This is a genomic window from Polaromonas sp. LjRoot131 (genome assembly GCF_964252805.1).
In the GTDB taxonomy this organism is placed as follows: Bacteria; Pseudomonadota; Gammaproteobacteria; order Burkholderiales; family Burkholderiaceae_C; genus Polaromonas.
In genome coordinates this window covers 1,868,281-1,886,996 of record NZ_CAXUPF020000001.1, presented here as the reverse complement: position 1 = coordinate 1,886,996, position 18,716 = coordinate 1,868,281, and the positions used below count along the sequence as shown (strand labels likewise).

The following is an 18,716-nucleotide window of genomic DNA, read 5'->3' as shown; positions in this document are numbered from 1 at the left end:
GTTGGGTCGATCTTCAGATTGATCCGCAAAGCCCATGATTTTAGCGTTTTTTTGCCACAAAGCCGAGCAATTGGGTCAACAGGTCGTCCTGGGCCATCAGCCGGGCACGGGCCGCCAGCGCCGTGGCCTGCCAGGCGGGCAGGTCGGCAGGCAATGGCGCGGGGGTTGCCCCGGGCTCTGCCTGGCTGTTCCAGGTCACATGAAAAGCGCGCAGGGAGGACGGCGCCTGCAGCATGTGCAGAAAGGCCTGCAGCTTGGCCTGGTGGGCGTCGCCTTGCTGGGGATAGATCTGCCAGACGAAAGGCTTGCCGGCCCAGATCGCCCGCACCAGTGAGTCCTCGCCGCGCACGAAATTCAGGTCGCAGGCCCAGAGCAGGTGGTCAAACTCCGCTTGCGCCAGCAGGGGCAGGTAGGAGATCGAGAGCTGCTTGTTTTCCTCGAAGGAAAGGGCTCGTACCGCGCCGGCGGCGCGCCCGGCGGCCACCAGCAGGCGCACGGGCCGGCCCTGCAGGCCATGCAGCGCCAGTTGGGCCAGGAGGCTTTGCAGCGCCGGGGGTTCATAACAAAACAGGGACATCAGCGCTTCGCCGTTCCAGCTGATTCCTTGGACTTTGAGCCAGCCGGCGCGGTCAAAACGGCTCTGCCGCTCCAGCAGGCCGGGTTCGCGTAGCAGCCCGCCGGTGTTTTTTGTAAAGCCAGGGTAGAAGAACCATTTGATCCAGCCCGCCGCCGGGCCGTTTTGCGCCGGCGAGGGCAGGGCATGGGAGCGCTCGACGTAATCCTCGGCGGACAGGTATTCGAGGTTGATCCAGACAGGTGGACGGCCGGTCTCCGCCGCCACCCGGGCGCAGGCCGCCACGAATTCAGGCGCGATCTCGCAGCCAAAGGCTTCGACCAGCACCTCGGGTGCCTGTTGCGCAAAGCCTGCGGCATCCAGGTCCAGCGGCGTGCCGTCCTGCGGCCAGGGCAGCACACGAACCCCTTCGCACCCGCCTGGCGCCATCCAGCGCAGGGCCGAGGCGTCATCGACCCAGACCCGCACCGTGTGGCCGCGCGAGGCCAGGTCGCCGGCCAGGCGCCAGCACACGCCGATGTCCCCGAAGTTGTCGATGACCTTGCAAAAAATGTCCCACTGCAGGCGATTCATGAAAGGATTGTCCACAATACGGGCAGTTGCCCCCATTTCAGCCCATGACCAAAGCCCACGAATTCGATTCCCAGCTGCTCAGCGAAGTCGCCGCGCTGCCCGCCTTGCCGGGCGTGTACCGTTACTTCGATGCCGAGGGCGGCGTGCTTTACGTCGGCAAGGCGCGCAACCTGAAGAAGCGGGTCTCCAATTACTTCCAGAAGAACCACGGCGGCACGCGCATAGGCCACATGGTGACCAAAATCGCCCGGATGGAGACCACGGTGGTGCGCTCCGAAGCGGAAGCGCTGCTGCTGGAAAACAACCTGATCAAGACGCTCAACCCGAAATTCAACATCCTGTTTCGGGACGACAAGAGCTACCCCTACCTCAAGCTGACCGGCGCGCGCGCGCCCGTGGAGGGCGAGGGGCCCGCGGCCGCGGTGTTCCCGCGCATCGCCTACTACCGCGGCGCAGTCGAGAAAAAGCACCGCTACTTCGGGCCTTACCCCAGCGCCTGGGCCGTCAAGGACACCATCCTGCTGCTGCAAAAGGTGTTCCGCCTGCGCACCTGCGAAGACACGGTGTTCAACAACCGCACCCGGCCCTGCCTGCTGTACCAGATCAAGCGCTGCTCGGCGCCCTGCGTGGGCCATGTGTCGCCCGAGCAATACGCGCTGGACACCGCCAACGCCGAGCGTTTCCTGCAGGGCCAGGCGCAGGACATCCTGACCGAGCTTGAGAAAAAGATGCTGGTGCATGCCGACCGCCTGGAGTTCGAGCAGGCCGCCGAGCTGCGCAACCAGATGTCGGCGCTGTCCAAGGTGCTGCACCAGCAGTCCATGGAGATCGGCGGCGACAAGGACGTCGACATCCTGGCGGTGAAAGTGCAGGGCGGCAAGGCCTGCGTCAACCTCGCCATGGTGCGCGGCGGCCGCCACCTGGGCGACAGGGCCTACTTCCCCAGCCACGTGGAGAACGCGACCGACGTCGCGGCGCTCGATGCCGAGATCGAGGCGGATGCCCGGCAGACCACGCAAGTGGAGGCTTCCAGCGAAAGCGTCTTGCCCGCGCCGCCTTCGCCGCCCGGAAAATCACTGGAGGCTCTGGTGCTGGAGGCCTTTATCGCCCAGCATTACATCGACGTGCCCGTCCCGCCCACCCTGGTGTGCAGCGAGCCGGTGGACAAGGAATTGATGGAGGCGCTGAGCGCGCAGACCGGCACCAGGGTCACGGCGATTCACCAGCCGCGCGAGCAGCGCCGGATCTGGCTGGAGATGGCGCAAAAAAATGCCGGCCTGCAACTGGCCCGGCTGCTGGCCGAGCAGGGCTCGCAGCAGGCGCGCACGCGCGCGCTGGCCGAAGCGTTGGACCTGCCCCTCGACAACCTGGACACCTTGCGCATCGAATGCTTCGACATCTCGCACACGGCCGGCGAATCGACGCAGGCCTCCTGCGTGGTGTTCCAGGAGCACAAGATGGTCAACAGCGAATACCGCCGCTACAACATCGAAGGCATCACGCCCGGCGACGACTACGCCGCCATGCGCCAGGTGCTGACGCGCCGCTACACCCGCGTGGCTGAAGCCGCGCGCAACGGCGAGGCCAAGCTGCCCGACCTGGTGCTGGTCGACGGCGGCAAGGGGCAGGTGTCGATGGCGCGCGAAGTGTTCGAGGAGCTGGGCCTGGACCTGGGGCTGATCGCCGGCGTCGAAAAAGGCGAGGGCCGCAAGGTCGGCCTGGAAGAGCTGGTGTTCGCCGACGGGCGCGACAAAGTCTATTTAGGGCGGGATTCGGCCGCGCTGATGCTGATTGCGCAAATCCGCGACGAGGCCCACCGCTTTGCCATCACCGGTATGCGGGCCAAGCGCGCCAAGGTCAGGGTCGGCGGCAGCAAGCTGGAAGACATCGCGGGCATAGGCCCCAAGCGGCGCGCCAGCCTGCTGCAGCGCTTTGGCGGCATACGCGGCATCGCCTCGGCCAGCGCGGAAGACATCGCCACGGTGGACGGCATTTCGAAGGACCTGGCCGAGGAAATCTACCGCGCCCTGCATTGATACGCGGCGTTGAAGGTCAGACGTATTTGAGCAACGGAAACCACCGTTTTGGTGCGCTTTAACCCGGTGCCCGGCAGGCTTGGTGCGGCTCATGCCAAAATCGGGTCATGTTTCTGACCATCCCCACGCTGATGACCTGGACCCGCATTGTTGCGATTCCGCTGATCGTGGGGGTGTTCTACCTGAACCTGGCGCCCACCGAGCGCAACCTGATCGCCACCGTGATGTTCGTGGTTTTCGCCGCGACCGACTGGCTGGACGGCTTTCTGGCACGCAAGCTGAACCAGACGTCCTCCTTCGGCGCCTTCCTCGACCCAGTGGCCGATAAATTCCTGGTCTGCGCCTCCCTGCTGGTGCTGGTACACCTGCAGCGCGCCGACGTGTTCGTGGCCCTCATCATCATCGGCCGCGAAATCGCCATTTCAGCGCTGCGCGAATGGATGGCCCTGATAGGGGCAACCAAAAGCGTTGCCGTGCACATGCTCGGCAAGGTCAAGACCACCGTGCAGATGATTGCCATCCCCTTTTTGCTGTTCGACGGCGTGCTGTTCGGCGTGATCAACACGCACGTGTGGGGCACCTGGCTGATCTGGATCTCCGCCATCCTCACGGTGTGGTCCATGATTTATTACCTGCAAAAAGCCATCCCGGAAATCCGCGCACGCGCCAAGTAGTCCCGCCGCTTTCCTGAATTGCCGTCCTTGAGTTCTCCTTCTTCCTTTCCGGGTATCTTGATCCGGGTCATGCCCGCCGTGTTCGTCGTGATCTGGAGCACCGGCTTCATCGTCGCCAAATACGGCATGCCTTACGCGCCGCCGCTGACCTTTCTGGCGATACGCTTTTTCCTGTCCATCGTGTGTTTTCTTGTCTGGATAGTCCTGGCCCGTGCTGCCTGGCCCAGGAGCCGCGCGCAATGGGGCCACCTGGCAGTGACGGGTGTACTGATGCATGCGGCCTACCTGGGCGGTGTCTGGATTGCCGTGAAGGCCGGCATGGGTTCGGGCCTGACGGCTCTCATCGTTGGCCTTCAGCCGGTGCTCACGGCGCTGTGGGTGTCCTGGGTGTCATCCGGCGACGACCAGGCGGCAAGCAAGGTCACAGCGCGGCAATGGGCAGGCCTGGTGCTTGGCCTGGGCGGCCTGCTGCTGGTAGTGTCACGCAAATTCGGCACGGGCCACGAGGTTACCGCGCTGACGCTGGCCTGTACCATCTTCTCCCTGTTCAGCATCACGGCCGGCACGCTCTACCAGAAGCGCTTCGTTAAACCGACTGACGTGCGCACCGCCAACGTCATCCAGCTGGCGGCCGCCTTTGTGGTGACCTTGCCGCTGGCCTTGCTCGAAACCGAGGCGATCAACTGGACTCCCCATTTCCTGGGGGCCATGGCCTGGTCGGTGCTGGTGCTCACGCTGGGCGGCAGTTCGCTGCTTTACCTGCTGATCCAGCGCGGCGCGGCGACCGCGGTGACCAGCCTGCTGTACCTCGTGCCGCCCACCACGGCCCTGATGGCCTGGGCGCTGTTTGGTGAATCCATCACCGCGGCCACCATCGTGGGAACGGTGCTTACGGCGCTGGGCGTGAGCCTCGTGGTGCGGTCCGCGAAGCCGCCGCCGGCCGCGTAGTTTTCCAGGGCGTGTCCTGGAACTGCGCCGCCAGGTGGTCTATCAGCAGGCGTATGCGCCGCGGCTGGTCGGTGCGGTAGGGCGCCAGCCAGTGGATGTCGGCGTCGGGCATGGAATAGGCCGGCAGCACGCGCACCAGCTGGCCCGAAGCCAGTTGCGGCGCGATGTCCCACAGGCTGCGCAGCATGATGCCGCGGCCTTCCAGGCACCAGTCGCGCACCAGTTCACCCGAGTTGCTGGCCAGCGGGCCGTGAACACGCACACGCGCCGGCGTTTTGTCGCGTTCCCGGTGCAATTGCCACACATCAAAGCGCTGGCCGGCGGCGTTGCCGTTCTCGCGCACGATCAGGCAGGCGTGATGCTGCAGCGCCTCCAGGTCGGCGGGCTCACCATGCTGCTTGAGGTAGCGGGGCGAGGCCACCAGCACGCGCTGGTTGCGCGCCAGCCGGCGTGACACCCATTGCGCGGCCTGCCGGCCCTGCACCGACCACAGCCAGATGGCGCCGTCAAAACCCTCGAGGGCCAGGTCGGGCAACTGCTCCGTCAGCTGCAACTGGATTTCAATGCGCGGATAACGTTCCTGGAAGGCGGCCAGCGCCGGCCCGAGCCAGAGTCGCCCGAAGCCGAAAGTGGCGGCCAGGCGGACCAGGCCCGTGGGTTCGGCCTTGCGTTCCTGCAACTCCGATTCAAGCGCCATAAAGCCCTGCAACAGAAGCTGCGCGCGTTCGCACACGGTTTCTCCCTCGGCCGTGGGGCTCACGCGCCGGGTAGTGCGCTGGAACAGGCGTTGCCCCAGCTGGGCTTCCAGCGCGGCGAGCCGTTTGGTCACCACCGGTGGCGCCACATCCAGGCTGAGCGCGGCAGCGGTGAGGCTGCCGCCGTCGCGTACGGCCAGCACCAGTTCAAGATCGCTGCGATCCATTCATGCCTTAACGGAAATAATTGATTGCCTGATTATTGCTTGAATCATAGCGGCATCTTCTACAGAATCAGTCCCGGGTAAAGGGGGCAGGCGGGCAGGCCGCAACTGCTCCCACCAGAATCAAGGCTGATCGATGTTCGAAGGATTTTCCTCACGCGATGTGCAAGGGCCCGCCGGCAGGCTGCGCGTTCTGCAGGGCGGCAGCGGCGCCCCCTTGCTGCTGCTGCACGGCCATCCGCAAACCCATGCGATGTGGCATGCGGTGGCCGGCGAACTGGCCAAGGTGTTCACCGTGGTCATGATGGACCTGCGCGGCTACGGGGATTCGGCCCGGGTCGCGGGCGACGCGGATCACCAGGCCTATTCAAAACGCGCGATGGCGCAGGACGCCATGGCTGTCATGCGGGCCTGCGGATTTTCGCGCTTCCAGGTGCTGGCCCATGACCGCGGCGCACGCGTGGCGCACCGGCTGGCGGCCGACCATCCGGATGCGGTGGAGCGCCTGATGCTGCTGGACATCGCTCCCACCCTTGCCATGTATGGAGCCACCTCGGATGCCTTTGCGCGCGCTTACTGGCACTGGTTCTTCCTGATCCAGCCGCCGCCCTTGCCGGAAGCGTTGATAGAGTCCGACCCGGTGCGCTATGTGCGCGGCGTGATGGGCAAGCGCCATGCCGGCCTCGCCGCATTCGCGCCCGCCGCGCTGGCCGAGTACGAACGCTGCGCGCAAATCCCCGGCACTGCCGCGGCCATCTGCGAAGACTACCGGGCCTCCGCCACGATCGATCTGGTCCATGACCGCGCCGACGTCGCCGCGGGCCAGCGGCTGGCGCAGCCGCTGCGTGTGCTGTGGGGCGAGCACGGCACGGTGGGCCAATGCTTCAAGGTGCTCGATCTCTGGCGCGAGCGTGCGCTGGACGTGTCCGGCATGGGCCTGCCTTGCGGCCACTACATTGCCGAAGAGGCGCCGGCATTGCTGCTGGCGCAGGCACTCGATTTTTTCAAACCCTGATCAACGTACCCAAAGGACCATCATGAGCAAGCACACCGGGAAAAAGAAAATCGCCGTCATCGCAGGCGACGGCATCGGCAAGGAAGTCATGCCCGAGGGCATACGCGTTCTGGAGGCCGCGGCCATCAAGTACGGCATCGATCTGCAGTTCGACCACTTCGATTTCTCGAGCTGGGACTACTTCGAGAAGCACGGCAATATGCTCCCCGACAACTGGAAGGAGCAGATCGGCGGGCACGACGCGATTTATTTCGGAGCGGTGGGCTGGCCCGACAAGATCCCCGACCATGTGTCGCTGTGGGGATCCCTGCTGCTGTTCAGGCGCGAGTTCGACCAGTACATCAACCTGCGGCCGGCGCGCCTGATGCCCGGCATCATCGCGCCCGTGGTGCGGCGCGACGGCAGCCCGCGCCAGCCGGGTGAAATCGATTTTTACATCGTCCGCGAAAACACCGAGGGTGAATATTCGAGCATAGGCGGAAAGGCTTTTCCCGGAACCGATCGCGAATTCGTGCTGCAGGAATCCGTGTTCACCCGTATTGGTGTGGACCGGGTGCTGAAATTCGCGTTCGAGCTGGCGCAGTCGCGGCCCAAGAAGCACCTGACGAGTGCAACCAAATCCAACGGCATTTCGATTTCCATGCCTTACTGGGACGAGCGCGTGGCCGAGATGGCGAAAAACTATCCGGGCATCCAACTGGATAAATTTCACATCGACATCCTCACCGCGCATTTTGTGCAGCGCCCGGATTTTTTCGACGTGGTGGTGGCCAGCAATCTCTTTGGCGACATCCTCAGCGACCTGGGGCCGGCGTGCACCGGCACCATCGGCATCGCGCCCAGCGCCAACCTCAACCCCGAGCGCAAATTTCCCTCGCTGTTCGAGCCCGTACATGGTTCGGCCCCCGACATCGCGGGACGCAACATCGCCAATCCCATCGGCCAGATTTGGTGCGGTGCAATGATGCTGGAGTTTCTGGGACACAAGGACGCGCATGATGGCATCCTCGCCGCGATCGAAAAAGTATTGAGTCCCACAAGTGGTGCGCCGCGCACGCCCGACCTGGGCGGAAAGGCCGGCACGGCCGATGTCGGCAAAGCCGTTGCCCAGGCTCTGGCGGGGGTGTAGGCCTGTTGGAAAGCCGCGTTTTGTCAAGCATGAAAATTACACATCATGCTTACGATTAAGTCGTGAAAGCGTGGAAAAAGCGTCTAGAATCCGCCTCCGCACGTTGTAAAAACTTGCTGCTGTATTGACAGGTTAGAAGTCCATGGCTCTAATTGGAAGCAGCAGAAAACCTGCACATGCCGCTCCCGCTGACACCATCACCACAGTGTCCCGGGAGATATTTTTTAGAGACAACCAGATTAACTTTTTATCAACGAGGGGCTCCTTGTGAACAAGACTGAACTGATCGAGCACATTGCCAAACATGCTGACATTTCCAAAGCTGCCGCTACGCGCGCACTGGAATCCACGATTGGCGCTGTGAAAACCACCCTGAAAAAAGGAGGCTCCGTGTCTCTGGTGGGTTTTGGCACTTTTGCGGTGGGCAAACGCGCTGCGCGCACCGGCCGTAATCCACGGACCGGCGATGCGATTAAAATCAAGGCAGCCAAGGTTCCAAAGTTCCGTCCGGGCAAAGCGCTCAAGGATGCTTTGAACTGACAGAACGTCTGACGTGGGGTGCTTAGCTCAGTTGGTAGAGCAGCGCCCTTACACGGCGTAGGTCGGCGGTTCGAGCCCGTCAGCACCCACCACCCACGAGGAAAAAGGCGAACGAGGTTCGCCTTTTTTGTTGGTGGCCCCGGTTTGTCCGTTAGCAGCAGTACAGGAAATTCGAGATGTTTGATTTCGTTCGCAAGCACACCAAAATCGTCATGGTGCTGTTGTTTTTGCTGATTCTTCCGTCCTTCGTGTTGTTGGGCCTTGACGGCTATAACAAATCCCAGGACCAGAGCGCGAAGGTCGCCAAGGTGGACGGCAGGGACATCACGCAGTCGGATTGGGACCGCGCGCACCAGCGCGAAATGGACCAGCTCCGCAATTCCATGCCCAACCTGGACCCCAAGCTGCTGGACTCGCCCGAGGCGCGCTATGCCTCGCTGGAGCGCCTGGTGCGTGAGCGTGTCGTTGCCGCCGCGGCCGAGAAGTTCAAGCTCACCACGAGCAACGAGCGCCTGGCGCGCGAGCTGCAGCAAAGCCCCGAGATCGCCTCCCTGCGCCGCCCGGACGGCAGCCTTGACATGGATCGCTATCGCCAGTTGCTGGGCGCCCAGGGCATGAGCCCGGAAATGTTCGAAGCCAACGTGCGGACCAACCTGTCGAACCAGCAAGTGATGGCGGGTGTTGGCGCCAGCGGTTTTGCTTCCAATTCGGCCGCCGACATCGCGCTGAACGCCTACTTCGAAAAGCGCGAGATCCAGCTGGCCCGCTTCAACGCCGCCGACTTCGCCGCCAAGCTGAACCCGACGGATGCCGACCTCGAGCAGTTCTACAAGGCCAACGAGAAGCTTTTCCAGGCACCCGAGCAGGCCAGCATCGAATATGTGCTGCTGGACATGGACAGCGTGGGCAAGAGCATCTCCGTCAACCCGGCCGACTTGAAAACCTATTACGAGCAGAATATCCAGCGCTTTGAAGGTGAGCGGCGGGCCAGCCATATCCTGATCGCATCGCCCCAGTCCGCCCCCGCGGCCGACCGTGAAAAAGCCAAGGCGAAAGCGCAGGAACTGCTGGCGCTGGTCAAGAAATCCCCCGACAGCTTCGCCGAGGTGGCGCGCAAGAACTCGCAAGACCCCGGCTCGGCAGCCAAGGGCGGTGACCTGGACTTCTTCGCACGCGGCTCCATGGTCAAGCCTTTTGCGGATGCCGCCTTTGCCATGAAGAAAGGCGAGATCAGCGATGTCGTTGAATCCGAGTTCGGTTACCACATCATCAAGCTGACGGACGTCAAGCAACGCGGCTTTGAAGAGCTGCGCCCGGAACTTGAAGCTGCCATGAAAAAGCAGGAAGCGCAGAAGAAATTCACGGATTCCGCAGAGATCTTCACCAATGCGGTGTACGAGCAGGCCGAGAGCCTCAAGCCGGCGGCTGACCGCCTGAAACTGGAAATCAAATCGGCGGCCAATGTGACGCGCCAACCCCAGGCTGGCGCAACCGGCGTGCTGGCGAACCCGAAGTTCCTCAATGCGCTGTTTGCCCCCGACGCGATCGAGAAAAAGCGCAACACCGAGGCCCTTGAAGTGGGGCCCAGCCAGCTGGCTTCGGGCCGTATCGTGCAGTACACCCCGGCGCATACACGCCCTTTGGCCGAAGTCAAAGACACCGTGCGCCAGCGCTGGCTCGCGCAGCGCGCCGCGGAAGAGGCCCGCAAAGAAGGCGTGGCCAAGCTGGCGGCCTGGAAGGCTGCACCCGCATCGGCAACCGGCCTGGCTGCGCCTGTCGTGGTGTCCCGTGAACAGACACAGAAATTGCCGGTTCCGGTGATCGATGCCGCGCTGCGCGCTGATGCCAGCGCCTTGCCGGCTTTTGCGGGTGTTGACCTTGGCAGCCAGGGTTACGCCATCATCAAGGTTGAGAAGGTGGTCCCTCGTGATGCGCCGGTTGAAGCCGCGGCCAAACAGCAGCACGACCAGTACGCCCAGTGGTGGACGTCGGCGGAAAGCCTGGCGTATTACAACAGCCTGAAGGACCGTTTCAAGGCGGAAATACTGGTCCCCAAACCCGCACAGGCCAAGGCGAACGCGGAAGAAGTCGTTACCCAATAAAACAGCGGCGGCTTTGCCGCTATAATGCAGGGCTCCGGTGGCTGTAGCTCAGTTGGTAGAGTCCAGGATTGTGATTCCTGTTGTCGTGGGTTCGAGCCCCATCAGCCACCCCACTATCTGAAATCCCGCGTGCCATTTGGTACGCGGGATTTTTTCTTTGGCGGCACGCCGGCCATCCGTTCCGATGAACGCCGGGGGTCACAATTCGAAACGTGCACGCTATCGATGTGCGGCAAGATACAGATGCCGGTAGCTGTTTCAAGCTGTTTGCCGGCCGTCCATCCAGGTTGCTCCTCGCCAATTCTCTGAGGAAAGCCGCCCTTCACGACAGGAATGCCTTGTTTCAGACACTAAGTCTTTTTGCTTCGGCCGTAGGGGCTCTCATCCGGCTGCCGGCCGTGTCCCTGGCGGCAGTGCTGGTGGCTGCAGGCGCGCATGCGGCGGATACCTGGCTTACCGTTACCGGCGATCCCGCCAATTCCGCGAGCCACTATGTTCAGGTCAACGTGGCCGCCATCGACATCAAGGATGACCAGCGGCGCATTCAGGTACGCATCAACCGCGCGACGCAATGGGCCCCCGCCGGCGAGGGCCTTCAGTTCCGCTCAGTGGCGACTGAGGTGCAGATCGACTGCACCCAGCAAATCGCCCGTTATGTGAAGGCGGCTTTTTATGCCTTGCCGGATTTTCGCGGCGAGCCTTTCCGAATCACCACTTATGCCGGTGATGACATACGTCCGATGATCTTCAAGGACACTGACGACGATCCCAATGCGCGCATCATCAAGGCCGCGTGCAGCGTCAAGAACGTGACAAGCAATTAGCGCGGCACCGCCGCAGGCACCGGGGAAAGTCAGTTGACCATGACCAGCTTGCCCTTGACACCGCGCGAGCCCATGTGGGCATAGGCGGCCTTGAGCTCGGCCATGGGCATGGTGCGGTCTATCACCGGCTTGATCTTGCCTTGTGCGTACCAGCCCGCGAGCTCGGCCATCATGGCGGCATTGGCTTTGGGCTCGCGCCTGGCAAAGTCCCCCCAGAACACGCCCACGATGGAGGCGCCCTTGAGCAGCGTCAGGTTCAGCGGCAGGGCGGGGATGGGGCCCGAGGCGAAGCCGACGACCAGGTAGCGGCCGCGCCAGGCGATGGAGCGGAAGGCGGGCTCGGCAAAGTCGCCGCCTACCGGGTCGTAGATCACGTCCGGCCCTTTGCCGTCGGTCAATGCCTTGATTTCATCGCGCAGGTTTTTCGTGCTGTAGTTGATGGTGGCGTCCGCGCCGATGGAGGTGCAGAGCGCGCACTTCTCATCCGTTGATGCTGCGGCGATCACGCGGGCGCCGGCGGCCTTGGCGATCTGGATGGCCGCCGTGCCCACGCCGCCCGCGGCGCCCAGCACCAGAACGGTCTCACCCGCCCTGAGCTGTGCGCGGTCCATCAGCGCATGCCAGGACGTGGCGTAAATCATGATGAATGCGGCGGCGTCCACATAAGAAAACCCTGCCGGCAGCGGCATGCACAGGGCTGCAGGCGCGATGGTATGCGTGCCGAAGCCGCCTGTGCCCGAGAGGCAGGCGACGTTCTGCCCGACCTGGAGGTGCTTGACGCCTTCCCCCACGGCCTGGACGATGCCGGCGTATTCGGAACCCGGCACAAAGGGCAAGGGCGGCTTGATCTGGTATTTGTTCTGCACGATCAGCAGGTCTGGGAAGTTCAGGCTGGCCGCCTTGATTTCAATCAGGACTTCGCCGGCCTTGGGTTGCGGCGTAGGTAGTTCTTTCCAGGTCAGGGCGTCTACGCCGGTGGGATTTTCACAAAGCCAGGCTTGCATGGGAGGTCTCCGGTGAGGTGAGGGTGGGAAGGGGCGACGCCTTGACTGCATCATAGGCAAAGCAAGGGCGCACGCCAGTCGCAAATACGTCCGGGCTGTCACGGCCGTGACCGTAAAATCACCCCATGAAAATTCTCATCTGCAACGACGACGGTTACCAGGCTTCCGGCATCATCGCCCTCTACGAAGCGCTTAAAACCGTTGCGGATGTCGAGGTGGTGGCGCCCGAGCACAACAACAGCGCCAAATCCAACGCGCTGACCCTGCACTCGCCGATGTACGTGCAGACGGCGGCCAATGGCTTTCGCTACATCAACGGCACGCCGGCCGACTGCGTCCACATCGCGCTGACCGGCCTGCTGGGCTACCGGCCCGACCTGGTGGTCTCGGGCATCAACAATGGCGCCAATATGGGCGACGACACGATTTATTCCGGCACGGTGGGCGCGGCCATGGAGGGCTACCTGTTCGGCATCCCGTCCATCGCGTTTTCGCAGACCGAAAAAGGCTGGGCCCATATCGACGTCGCGGCCAGGCGCGCGGCCGAACTGGTGCAGCAACTGATCCCCTCGCTGGAAAACGTGGCCGAAGGCGCGGAGCCCACGGTGCCGCCATGGCTGCTCAATGTGAATATTCCCAACCTGCCCGACGATGAAATTCGCGGCGTGAAAGTGGCCCGCCTGGGGCGCCGCCATGCGGCCGAACGCGTCATCATGCAGACCAGCCCGCGCGGCGAAACCATGTACTGGATAGGCGGCGCGGGGCCCGCGAAGGAAGCCGGCGACGGCACCGATTTTTACGCTACCAGCCAGAAGTTTGTCTCCATCACGCCGCTACAGGTGGATTTGACCGACCACGAGCGCCTGCCCTACTGGGCCCAGACAGCCGCCAGGCTGACCGGGTCGCATTGAAGGCCTGACGCATGAAACCCAGCCTCAAGCCGCCTTTTAATCCTTCGGCCAAGGCGCTCAAGGCGCCTGAGGCGGTGCCGCGCCCGGCCTTCCCGGTACGCCTCAAACCTGATGCGGGTGTACCGTCGGCGACCAAATTGCCCGCTTCCAGCGCCCGGCCTGCGGTGGGGGCTCCCACCGGCCTGAAGAAAACCACGCCTCCCGCCCCAACGCGGCCAGGCGGTGTCGGTCTGGATTCGCAGGCCGTGCGCGCGCGCATGGTCGCCAAGCTCGCGGCCCAGGGCGTCAGCGACCCCCAGGTGCTGGCCGCCATGGGGCTGGTGGAGCGCCACCGTTTTGTCGACTCCGCGCTGGTCAACCAGGCCTACGAAGACACCAGCTTGCCGATAGGCCTGGGCCAGACCATCTCCAAACCCAATGTGGTGGCCCGCATGATTGAGCTGCTGCGCCATGGCGTGGCGGGCAACGCGGGGAAATTGGGCCGGGTGCTGGAGATCGGCACCGGCTGCGGCTACCAGGCCGCGGTGCTCAGCCATCTCGCTGCGGAGGTCTACAGCATCGAGCGTCTGCGAGGCCTGCATGACAAAGCCAGGGAGAACTTGCGGACTTTGCGGCTGCCCAATGTGCATCTGCTCTTTGGGGATGGCATGATGGGCTACGCAAAGGGCGCGCCCTATGCGGCCATCATTGCCGCGGCGGGCGGTGAAGCCATCCCTGCGGCCTGGATAGACCAGCTGGCCGTGGGTGGCCGGCTGGTGGCACCCATGCAGATCGCCGGCGGCGCGCAAGCGCTGGTGGTGGTGGATAAAACCCCGCAGGGCGTCCGGCAGACCTTGCTGGAGGCCGTCCACTTTGTGCCTTTAAAATCGGGAACAAGCTAAAGGCCAGGCCCCGGCAGGGCACAGGCAGGCATCCATGCGATAAGTCCGATAAACCAGACAAGCCCCGGGGGCCTTGTGGCCCCGGGCAAATCAGTCAAGATTGAAGACGAAAGAAGCAATGAATCAAACCGTACGGTCGAACAGGGCAACTGCCTTGGCTTCCACCCGCTCCAAACCCGGCAGGCTGGCGTTGTCTTGCATGCTTGCGGCCGCGCTGCTCGTTGCCGCGGGCTGCGCCTCACGATCTCCCACCAATGCACCGGTGGAAGATCGCGGGACTTTCGGCGCGCGCCCGGCACCGGGCGCTGTGGACCCCGGCAGCGTCAAGCAGCTGCCCGGCTTTGAGAACGCCGGCAAACCGGGCTATTACACGGTCAAGCCCGGCGACACCATGATCCGTATCGGCCTGGAGAACGGCCAGAACTGGCGCGACATCGTGCGCTGGAACAACCTTGAAAACCCCAACATCATTGAAGTGGGGCAGGTGCTGCGCGTCGTGCCGCCGACCAACGAAAACCCCTTGGTGGTGACCCGTCCGGTGTCGCCGGGATCTGCTCCAGCGTCCAGCACGGCGCCCGCACAGGCCGCCAGCGCTGCCGCGAAGCCCGCATCGGCGCCTGCCAGCGCCAGCCCGGCACCGACACCGGCCGCGACGGGTGATGAAGACATCGCCTGGATCTGGCCGGCGCAAGGCGCCATGGTGGCGGGCTTTGACGAAGCCAAGAACAAGGGCCTCGACATCTCCGGCAAGGCCGGCGATGCGGTGGTGGCCTCCGCCGACGGGCGGGTGGTGTATGCAGGTGCCGGCTTGCGCGGCTACGGCAACCTGGTCATCCTCAAGCACAACAACACTTTCCTCACGGCGTATGCGCATAACCAGACGCTGCTGGTGAAAGAAGACCAGAATGTCAAGAAGGGCCAGAAGATCGCGGAGATGGGCAACAGCGATGCGGATCGCGTAAAGCTGCATTTTGAAATCCGCCGCCAGGGCAAACCGGTGGACCCCGCCAAATACCTGCCTGCCAAGTAATCGACGCCTCAGACGACAGTCAAAGGAGCCCGGCGGCCGCCCGGCTCCTTTTTCTTTGCCGCGCCGTTTTCAGCCTTCAATGAGGCTGAAGAATCTCGTCGTAGCCGCGGCCCTTGAATTCCAGCAAATCCAGTCCGTGACCGAAAGGATCGGCCAGCCCGGCGATGCGTCCCCAGACGCGTTCGGCCACCGGCATTTCCAGCACCGCGCCATGCTGCTGCAGGCGCGCCACGGCGGTGTCGATGTCTTCCACGACGAAATCCAGGTGCACAGGTGTCCAGTGGCGGCTGTAGTTGCGGGTGGTTTCGCTGCCAGGCCCGCCGGCGATGGGCCGCGTGCCGGGTGCGTTGAAGAGCAGGTCGATGGGGCTGCCGGCGCCCAGGATTTCCACGAAGTCGCTCTTGAAGCGGCGGCCCACGCGCAGCCCCAGCCCCTGGGTATAAAACGCGACGGCGCGCTCCATGTCGTCAACGTCGATGCAGATGCGAAGTTCCATCGTCATTCCTTTGCGGGTGTCCGGAAAATGGTACCGCAGCCTGAGACAATTGGCATATGACAGAAGAAAGCCCCACCACCAAGCCTGCCGCGGCTGCGGACTACCCGCCGGACCTGCTCGAGGTCGAGTCGCTTGACATCGAGGCCCAGGGCATTGCCCACAGGCCCGACGGCAAAGTGGTGTTCATCGAGGGCGCATTGCCTTTCGAGCAGGTGACGGCCAATGTTTACCGCAAGAAAAGCAGTTTTGAAAAAGCCGTGGTGATGGTGATTCACCGCGAATCGTCCCAGCGCGTGCGCCCGGCCTGCCCGCATTTCGGCATGCACACCGGCGCCTGCGGCGGCTGCAAAATGCAGCATCTGCACGTGGGCGCGCAAGTGGCCGTGAAGCAGCGTGTGCTGGAAGACAACCTCCGGCACATCGGCAAGCTCAAGGCGGACGGTCTGCTGCGGCCCATCGAGGGGCCGGCCTGGGCTTATCGCTACCGCGCGCGCCTGTCGGTGCGCTACGTTCGCAAAAAGGGCACGGTGCTGGTGGGTTTCCATGAGCGCAAAAGCAGCTACGTGGCCGACATGAGCGTATGCCATGTATTGCCTCGCCACGTCAGCGACATGCTGGTACCGCTGCGCGAGCTGATCGGTGCCATGGACGCGAAAGAAACCCTGCCGCAGATCGAACTGGCTTGCGGCGATGACGTGACGGCGATGGTGCTGCGCCACATGGAGCCGCTCAGCGAGGGTGACCTGGCGCGCCTGCGCGCCTTTGCCGCGGCCCACCCGGGCCTGCAATGGTGGCTGCAACCAGGTGGGCTGGAGACGGTGAAGCTGCTGGACGACGCCGTCCAGGAACTGAGCTACGGCCTGCCGGAGTTCGGCATCACCATGCCGTTCAAGCCGACCGATTTCACCCAGGTCAACCCGCAGATCAACCAGGTGCTGGTCTCGCGCGCCTTGCGCCTGCTGGCCGTGCAACCGGATGAGCGGGTGATCGACTGGTTTTGCGGCCTGGGCAATTTCACGCTGCCTTTGGCTACACGCGCCCGCGAGGTGCTGGGTATTGAGGGCAGCGAAGTGCTGGTGGCCCGTTCCCGCGAGAATTTTGAGAGAAACAGGGCGGCATCGTCCGCCCGCCGGGCATTGGCCCCGACCCGGTTTGTGGCGCGCAATCTGTTTGAGATGACGCCAGCCATGCTGGTCAAGGACGGTGCCGCCGACAAATGGCTGGTGGACCCGCCGCGCGAAGGCGCGTTTGAGTTGTTCAAGTCGCTGGCGGCCCTGCAGCAGCAGATCGCCAGCGGCGTTCCCTGCGACGACGGCGAGCACCAGCAAAGCCTGGCCCTGGACGGCTGGACGCCGCCCCAGCGCATCGTTTATGTGAGCTGCAACCCGGCTACCCTGGCGCGGGATGCGGGCGTGCTGGTGGAAAGCGGCGTCTGGCGCTGCACCGCGGCTGGTGTGGTCAACATGTTCCCGCATACGGCGCACGTGGAGTCCATCGCCGTGTTTGAGCGGACATGAAAAAAGGAGCCCTAGGCTCCTTTTTTGTGTGTGGCGGATACTTCCCGCTTAATCTCTTTCGCCGCCGAAGATTCCCAGCAGGGCCAGCAGGCTCTGGAAGATGTTGAACAGGTCCAGGTAAATGGCCAGGGTAGCGCTGATGTAGTTGGTTTCGCCGCCGTCGATCACCTGTTTCAGGTCATACAGCAGGTAGGCGCTGAACACCGCGATGGCCAGGGTGCTGACCACCGCCGTCAGCATGGTCGAGCCGACAAACACATTGATGACGGCTGCCACCAGGATGACCAGGGCGCCGGCAAACAGCCATTTGCTCATGCCGCTCAGGTCGCGCTTGATAACGGTGGCCAGGCTGGCCATCACGAACATCACGCCGGCCGTACCCGCAAAAGCGGTCATGACCAGCGATGCGCCGTTACTGAAGCCAAGCACCATGTCAATCAGGCGCGAGAGCATCAGGCCCATGAAGAAAGTGAAGCCCAGCAGCACAGGCACACCGGCGGCCGAGTTTTTGGTCTTCTCAATGGCAAAAATAAAGGCAAATGCACCGCCCAGGAACACGATGAGACCCAATCCGCCTCTCAGTGAGCTGGTGATGCCGGTCGCCACACCCAGCCATGCGCCCAATACGGTGGGCAGCAGGCTCAGGGCCAGCAACCAGTAGGTGTTGCGCAGGACCTTGTTGCGTTGCTCGACGCTTGTGGCAACGCCATAGTCGAGGGTTTGAACATTGTCAGTCATGAGAGTCGTCTCCAGGGCGCCAGCAAATGCGGGCAAGATTATTTTAGGGTGCATTGCAGTTTCTCCAGCCCTCACTCCCTACTTTTTGTAAGGGTTCTATAAGCTAATTTGGCAGCAATGCGGGTGAGGAGCGGCCCCAAATTTGCGTATGCTCAGTATCTTTGCCACAAACTCCGGAATCCTGAAGACCATGAAATCCAAAGCAGTGCTTGAACTCGCCGACGTCAAAACCATCGCCGCCGCCGCCGAAGCAGAAGCTCTCAAGAACAATTGGGCCGTGACCATCGCCATCGTTGACGACGGCGGCCACCTGCTGCACCTGCAGCGCCTGGACGGCGCGCCGCCCATTTCCTCGCACATCGCCCCCTCGAAAGCCAACACGGCCGCCATGGGTCGCCGCGAAAGCAAGGTTTATGAAGACGTCATCAATGGCGGCCGAACCTCCTTCCTGTCGGCGCCTTACATTCACGGCATGCTCGAAGGCGGCGTTCCCATCGTCAAGGACGGGCAGTGCATAGGTGCCGTGGGCGTGAGCGGCGTGAAGTCCAGCGAAGACGCGCAGATCGCGCGCGTGGGCATTGCCGCTATCGGCCTCTGACCCGCGCCTCAAGGGGCATGAAAAAAGCCGACCAAGGGTCGGCTTTTTTGTTGGTGGGAAAACAGGGGGCATCCGAAAAAAAGCCTGGCTAAACAACTCCGGGGAGTCGGTGGCTGGCTAAAAACGACCTTGGGAGCTTGGTAGCCCCGGATCGCCCCACGATGAAACTCTCGATGAAAAAGAACGTATGTCGACGCTTTGCTGCGC

General features: G+C 63.2%; 18 protein-coding genes and 2 tRNA genes. 15 read left to right on the top strand and 5 right to left on the bottom strand.

The window, feature by feature from the left end:
* Window positions 1-40: 40 nt before the first annotated feature.
* Window positions 41-1,147 (bottom strand): elongation factor P maturation arginine rhamnosyltransferase EarP, encoded by a 1,107-nt coding sequence (gene earP, locus ACSQ27_RS08925; RefSeq protein ID WP_436155091.1) that lies wholly within the window; start codon window positions 1,145-1,147, stop codon window positions 41-43.
* Between the two features lie 44 nt (window positions 1,148-1,191).
* On the opposite strand from earP, the gene uvrC reads away from it, so the two are divergent.
* From uvrC to ACSQ27_RS08910, 3 genes are all read left to right on the top strand, one after another.
* Window positions 1,192-3,183 (top strand): excinuclease ABC subunit UvrC, encoded by a 1,992-nt coding sequence (uvrC, locus tag ACSQ27_RS08920; RefSeq protein WP_436155090.1) that lies wholly within the window; start codon window positions 1,192-1,194, stop codon window positions 3,181-3,183.
* Between the two features lie 107 nt (window positions 3,184-3,290).
* Complete coding sequence (pgsA, locus tag ACSQ27_RS08915; protein ID WP_436155089.1) at window positions 3,291-3,857, top strand: CDP-diacylglycerol--glycerol-3-phosphate 3-phosphatidyltransferase; 567 nt, start codon at window positions 3,291-3,293, stop codon at window positions 3,855-3,857.
* A gap of 69 nt (window positions 3,858-3,926) precedes the next feature.
* Complete coding sequence (locus ACSQ27_RS08910) at window positions 3,927-4,805, top strand: DMT family transporter (RefSeq protein ID WP_436155088.1); 879 nt, start codon at window positions 3,927-3,929, stop codon at window positions 4,803-4,805.
* Here ACSQ27_RS08910 and ACSQ27_RS08905 read toward each other — a convergent pair.
* Window positions 4,747-5,727, bottom strand: a complete 981-nt coding sequence (locus ACSQ27_RS08905) for a LysR family transcriptional regulator (protein WP_436155087.1) — start codon at window positions 5,725-5,727, stop codon at window positions 4,747-4,749. The genes ACSQ27_RS08910 and ACSQ27_RS08905 overlap by 59 nt on opposite strands.
* Before the next feature lie 133 nt (window positions 5,728-5,860).
* Here ACSQ27_RS08905 and ACSQ27_RS08900 point away from each other — a divergent pair, with 133 nt between their 5' ends.
* The 7 genes from ACSQ27_RS08900 to ACSQ27_RS08870 all read left to right on the top strand — a co-directional run bounded on the left by ACSQ27_RS08900 (window position 5,861) and on the right by ACSQ27_RS08870 (window position 11,334).
* Window positions 5,861-6,739 (top strand): alpha/beta fold hydrolase, encoded by an 879-nt coding sequence (locus tag ACSQ27_RS08900; RefSeq protein ID WP_436155086.1) that lies wholly within the window; start codon window positions 5,861-5,863, stop codon window positions 6,737-6,739.
* Window positions 6,740-6,761: 22 nt separating this feature from the next.
* Window positions 6,762-7,868: a tartrate dehydrogenase gene (locus ACSQ27_RS08895; protein ID WP_436155085.1), complete on the top strand. Its 1,107-nt coding sequence runs from the start codon at window positions 6,762-6,764 to the stop codon at window positions 7,866-7,868.
* Between the two features lie 267 nt (window positions 7,869-8,135).
* Window positions 8,136-8,408 carry an HU family DNA-binding protein gene (locus tag ACSQ27_RS08890; RefSeq protein WP_007874140.1) on the top strand — a complete coding sequence of 91 codons (273 nt, stop codon included), beginning with the start codon at window positions 8,136-8,138 and terminating at the stop codon, window positions 8,406-8,408.
* Between the two features lie 16 nt (window positions 8,409-8,424).
* Window positions 8,425-8,500 (top strand) — tRNA-Val (locus ACSQ27_RS08885).
* A gap of 84 nt (window positions 8,501-8,584) precedes the next feature.
* On the top strand, window positions 8,585-10,510 hold the full coding sequence (locus ACSQ27_RS08880; RefSeq protein WP_436155084.1) for a SurA N-terminal domain-containing protein: 1,926 nt from the start codon (window positions 8,585-8,587) through the stop codon (window positions 10,508-10,510).
* A 37-nt stretch (window positions 10,511-10,547) separates the two neighbouring features.
* Window positions 10,548-10,623, top strand: a tRNA-His gene (locus ACSQ27_RS08875).
* Window positions 10,624-10,848: 225 nt separating this feature from the next.
* The gene (locus ACSQ27_RS08870) at window positions 10,849-11,334 is read left to right on the top strand and encodes a surface-adhesin E family protein (RefSeq protein ID WP_436155083.1); all 486 of its coding nucleotides are present in this window, start codon (window positions 10,849-10,851) and stop codon (window positions 11,332-11,334) included.
* Between the two features lie 29 nt (window positions 11,335-11,363).
* Here the strand turns inward: ACSQ27_RS08870 and ACSQ27_RS08865 are convergent, their stop codons facing one another.
* Window positions 11,364-12,338, bottom strand: coding sequence for an NADPH:quinone oxidoreductase family protein (locus tag ACSQ27_RS08865; RefSeq protein WP_436155082.1), 975 nt, complete (start codon window positions 12,336-12,338; stop codon window positions 11,364-11,366).
* 125 nt (window positions 12,339-12,463) lie between these two features.
* Here ACSQ27_RS08865 and surE point away from each other — a divergent pair, with 125 nt between their 5' ends.
* The 3 genes from surE (at window position 12,464) to ACSQ27_RS08850 (ending at window position 15,160) form a co-directional block, all read left to right on the top strand.
* On the top strand, window positions 12,464-13,249 hold the full coding sequence (gene surE, locus ACSQ27_RS08860) for a 5'/3'-nucleotidase SurE (protein WP_436155081.1): 786 nt from the start codon (window positions 12,464-12,466) through the stop codon (window positions 13,247-13,249).
* A gap of 11 nt (window positions 13,250-13,260) precedes the next feature.
* Window positions 13,261-14,130, top strand: a complete 870-nt coding sequence (locus ACSQ27_RS08855) for a protein-L-isoaspartate(D-aspartate) O-methyltransferase (protein ID WP_436155080.1) — start codon at window positions 13,261-13,263, stop codon at window positions 14,128-14,130.
* A 199-nt stretch (window positions 14,131-14,329) separates the two neighbouring features.
* Window positions 14,330-15,160, top strand: a complete 831-nt coding sequence (locus ACSQ27_RS08850) for a peptidoglycan DD-metalloendopeptidase family protein (RefSeq protein ID WP_436155421.1) — start codon at window positions 14,330-14,332, stop codon at window positions 15,158-15,160.
* Window positions 15,161-15,236: 76 nt separating this feature from the next.
* Here the strand turns inward: ACSQ27_RS08850 and ACSQ27_RS08845 are convergent, their stop codons facing one another.
* Window positions 15,237-15,656, bottom strand: coding sequence for a VOC family protein (locus ACSQ27_RS08845; protein WP_436155079.1), 420 nt, complete (start codon window positions 15,654-15,656; stop codon window positions 15,237-15,239).
* A gap of 56 nt (window positions 15,657-15,712) precedes the next feature.
* On the opposite strand from ACSQ27_RS08845, the gene rlmD reads away from it, so the two are divergent.
* Window positions 15,713-17,173 (top strand): 23S rRNA (uracil(1939)-C(5))-methyltransferase RlmD, encoded by a 1,461-nt coding sequence (gene rlmD, locus ACSQ27_RS08840; protein ID WP_436155078.1) that lies wholly within the window; start codon window positions 15,713-15,715, stop codon window positions 17,171-17,173.
* A 48-nt stretch (window positions 17,174-17,221) separates the two neighbouring features.
* On the opposite strand, the gene ACSQ27_RS08835 is transcribed toward rlmD, so the two are convergent.
* Complete coding sequence (locus tag ACSQ27_RS08835; RefSeq protein WP_436155077.1) at window positions 17,222-17,911, bottom strand: Bax inhibitor-1/YccA family protein; 690 nt, start codon at window positions 17,909-17,911, stop codon at window positions 17,222-17,224.
* Between the two features lie 190 nt (window positions 17,912-18,101).
* Between ACSQ27_RS08835 and ACSQ27_RS08830 the strand changes: the two genes are divergently transcribed.
* On the top strand, window positions 18,102-18,509 hold the full coding sequence (locus tag ACSQ27_RS08830; protein ID WP_436155076.1) for a GlcG/HbpS family heme-binding protein: 408 nt from the start codon (window positions 18,102-18,104) through the stop codon (window positions 18,507-18,509).
* Window positions 18,510-18,716: the final 207 nt, after the last annotated feature.

What these genes read in the sequence shown, in the direction of transcription:
- earP (WP_436155091.1), bottom strand. Translation starts at nt 1,147, where the DNA reads ATGAATCGCCTGCAGTGGGACATTTTTTGCAAGGTCATCGACAACTTC.
- uvrC (WP_436155090.1), top strand. Translation starts at nt 1,192, where the DNA reads ATGACCAAAGCCCACGAATTCGATTCCCAGCTGCTCAGCGAAGTCGCC.
- pgsA (WP_436155089.1), top strand. Translation starts at nt 3,291, where the DNA reads ATGTTTCTGACCATCCCCACGCTGATGACCTGGACCCGCATTGTTGCG.
- ACSQ27_RS08910 (WP_436155088.1), top strand. Translation starts at nt 3,927, where the DNA reads ATGCCCGCCGTGTTCGTCGTGATCTGGAGCACCGGCTTCATCGTCGCC.
- ACSQ27_RS08905 (WP_436155087.1), bottom strand. Translation starts at nt 5,727, where the DNA reads ATGGATCGCAGCGATCTTGAACTGGTGCTGGCCGTACGCGACGGCGGC.
- ACSQ27_RS08900 (WP_436155086.1), top strand. Translation starts at nt 5,861, where the DNA reads ATGTTCGAAGGATTTTCCTCACGCGATGTGCAAGGGCCCGCCGGCAGG.
- ACSQ27_RS08895 (WP_436155085.1), top strand. Translation starts at nt 6,762, where the DNA reads ATGAGCAAGCACACCGGGAAAAAGAAAATCGCCGTCATCGCAGGCGAC.
- ACSQ27_RS08880 (WP_436155084.1), top strand. Translation starts at nt 8,585, where the DNA reads ATGTTTGATTTCGTTCGCAAGCACACCAAAATCGTCATGGTGCTGTTG.
- ACSQ27_RS08865 (WP_436155082.1), bottom strand. Translation starts at nt 12,338, where the DNA reads ATGCAAGCCTGGCTTTGTGAAAATCCCACCGGCGTAGACGCCCTGACC.
- surE (WP_436155081.1), top strand. Translation starts at nt 12,464, where the DNA reads ATGAAAATTCTCATCTGCAACGACGACGGTTACCAGGCTTCCGGCATC.
- ACSQ27_RS08855 (WP_436155080.1), top strand. Translation starts at nt 13,261, where the DNA reads ATGAAACCCAGCCTCAAGCCGCCTTTTAATCCTTCGGCCAAGGCGCTC.
- ACSQ27_RS08850 (WP_436155421.1), top strand. Translation starts at nt 14,330, where the DNA reads ATGCTTGCGGCCGCGCTGCTCGTTGCCGCGGGCTGCGCCTCACGATCT.
- ACSQ27_RS08845 (WP_436155079.1), bottom strand. Translation starts at nt 15,656, where the DNA reads ATGGAACTTCGCATCTGCATCGACGTTGACGACATGGAGCGCGCCGTC.
- rlmD (WP_436155078.1), top strand. Translation starts at nt 15,713, where the DNA reads ATGACAGAAGAAAGCCCCACCACCAAGCCTGCCGCGGCTGCGGACTAC.
- ACSQ27_RS08835 (WP_436155077.1), bottom strand. Translation starts at nt 17,911, where the DNA reads ATGACTGACAATGTTCAAACCCTCGACTATGGCGTTGCCACAAGCGTC.
- ACSQ27_RS08830 (WP_436155076.1), top strand. Translation starts at nt 18,102, where the DNA reads ATGAAATCCAAAGCAGTGCTTGAACTCGCCGACGTCAAAACCATCGCC.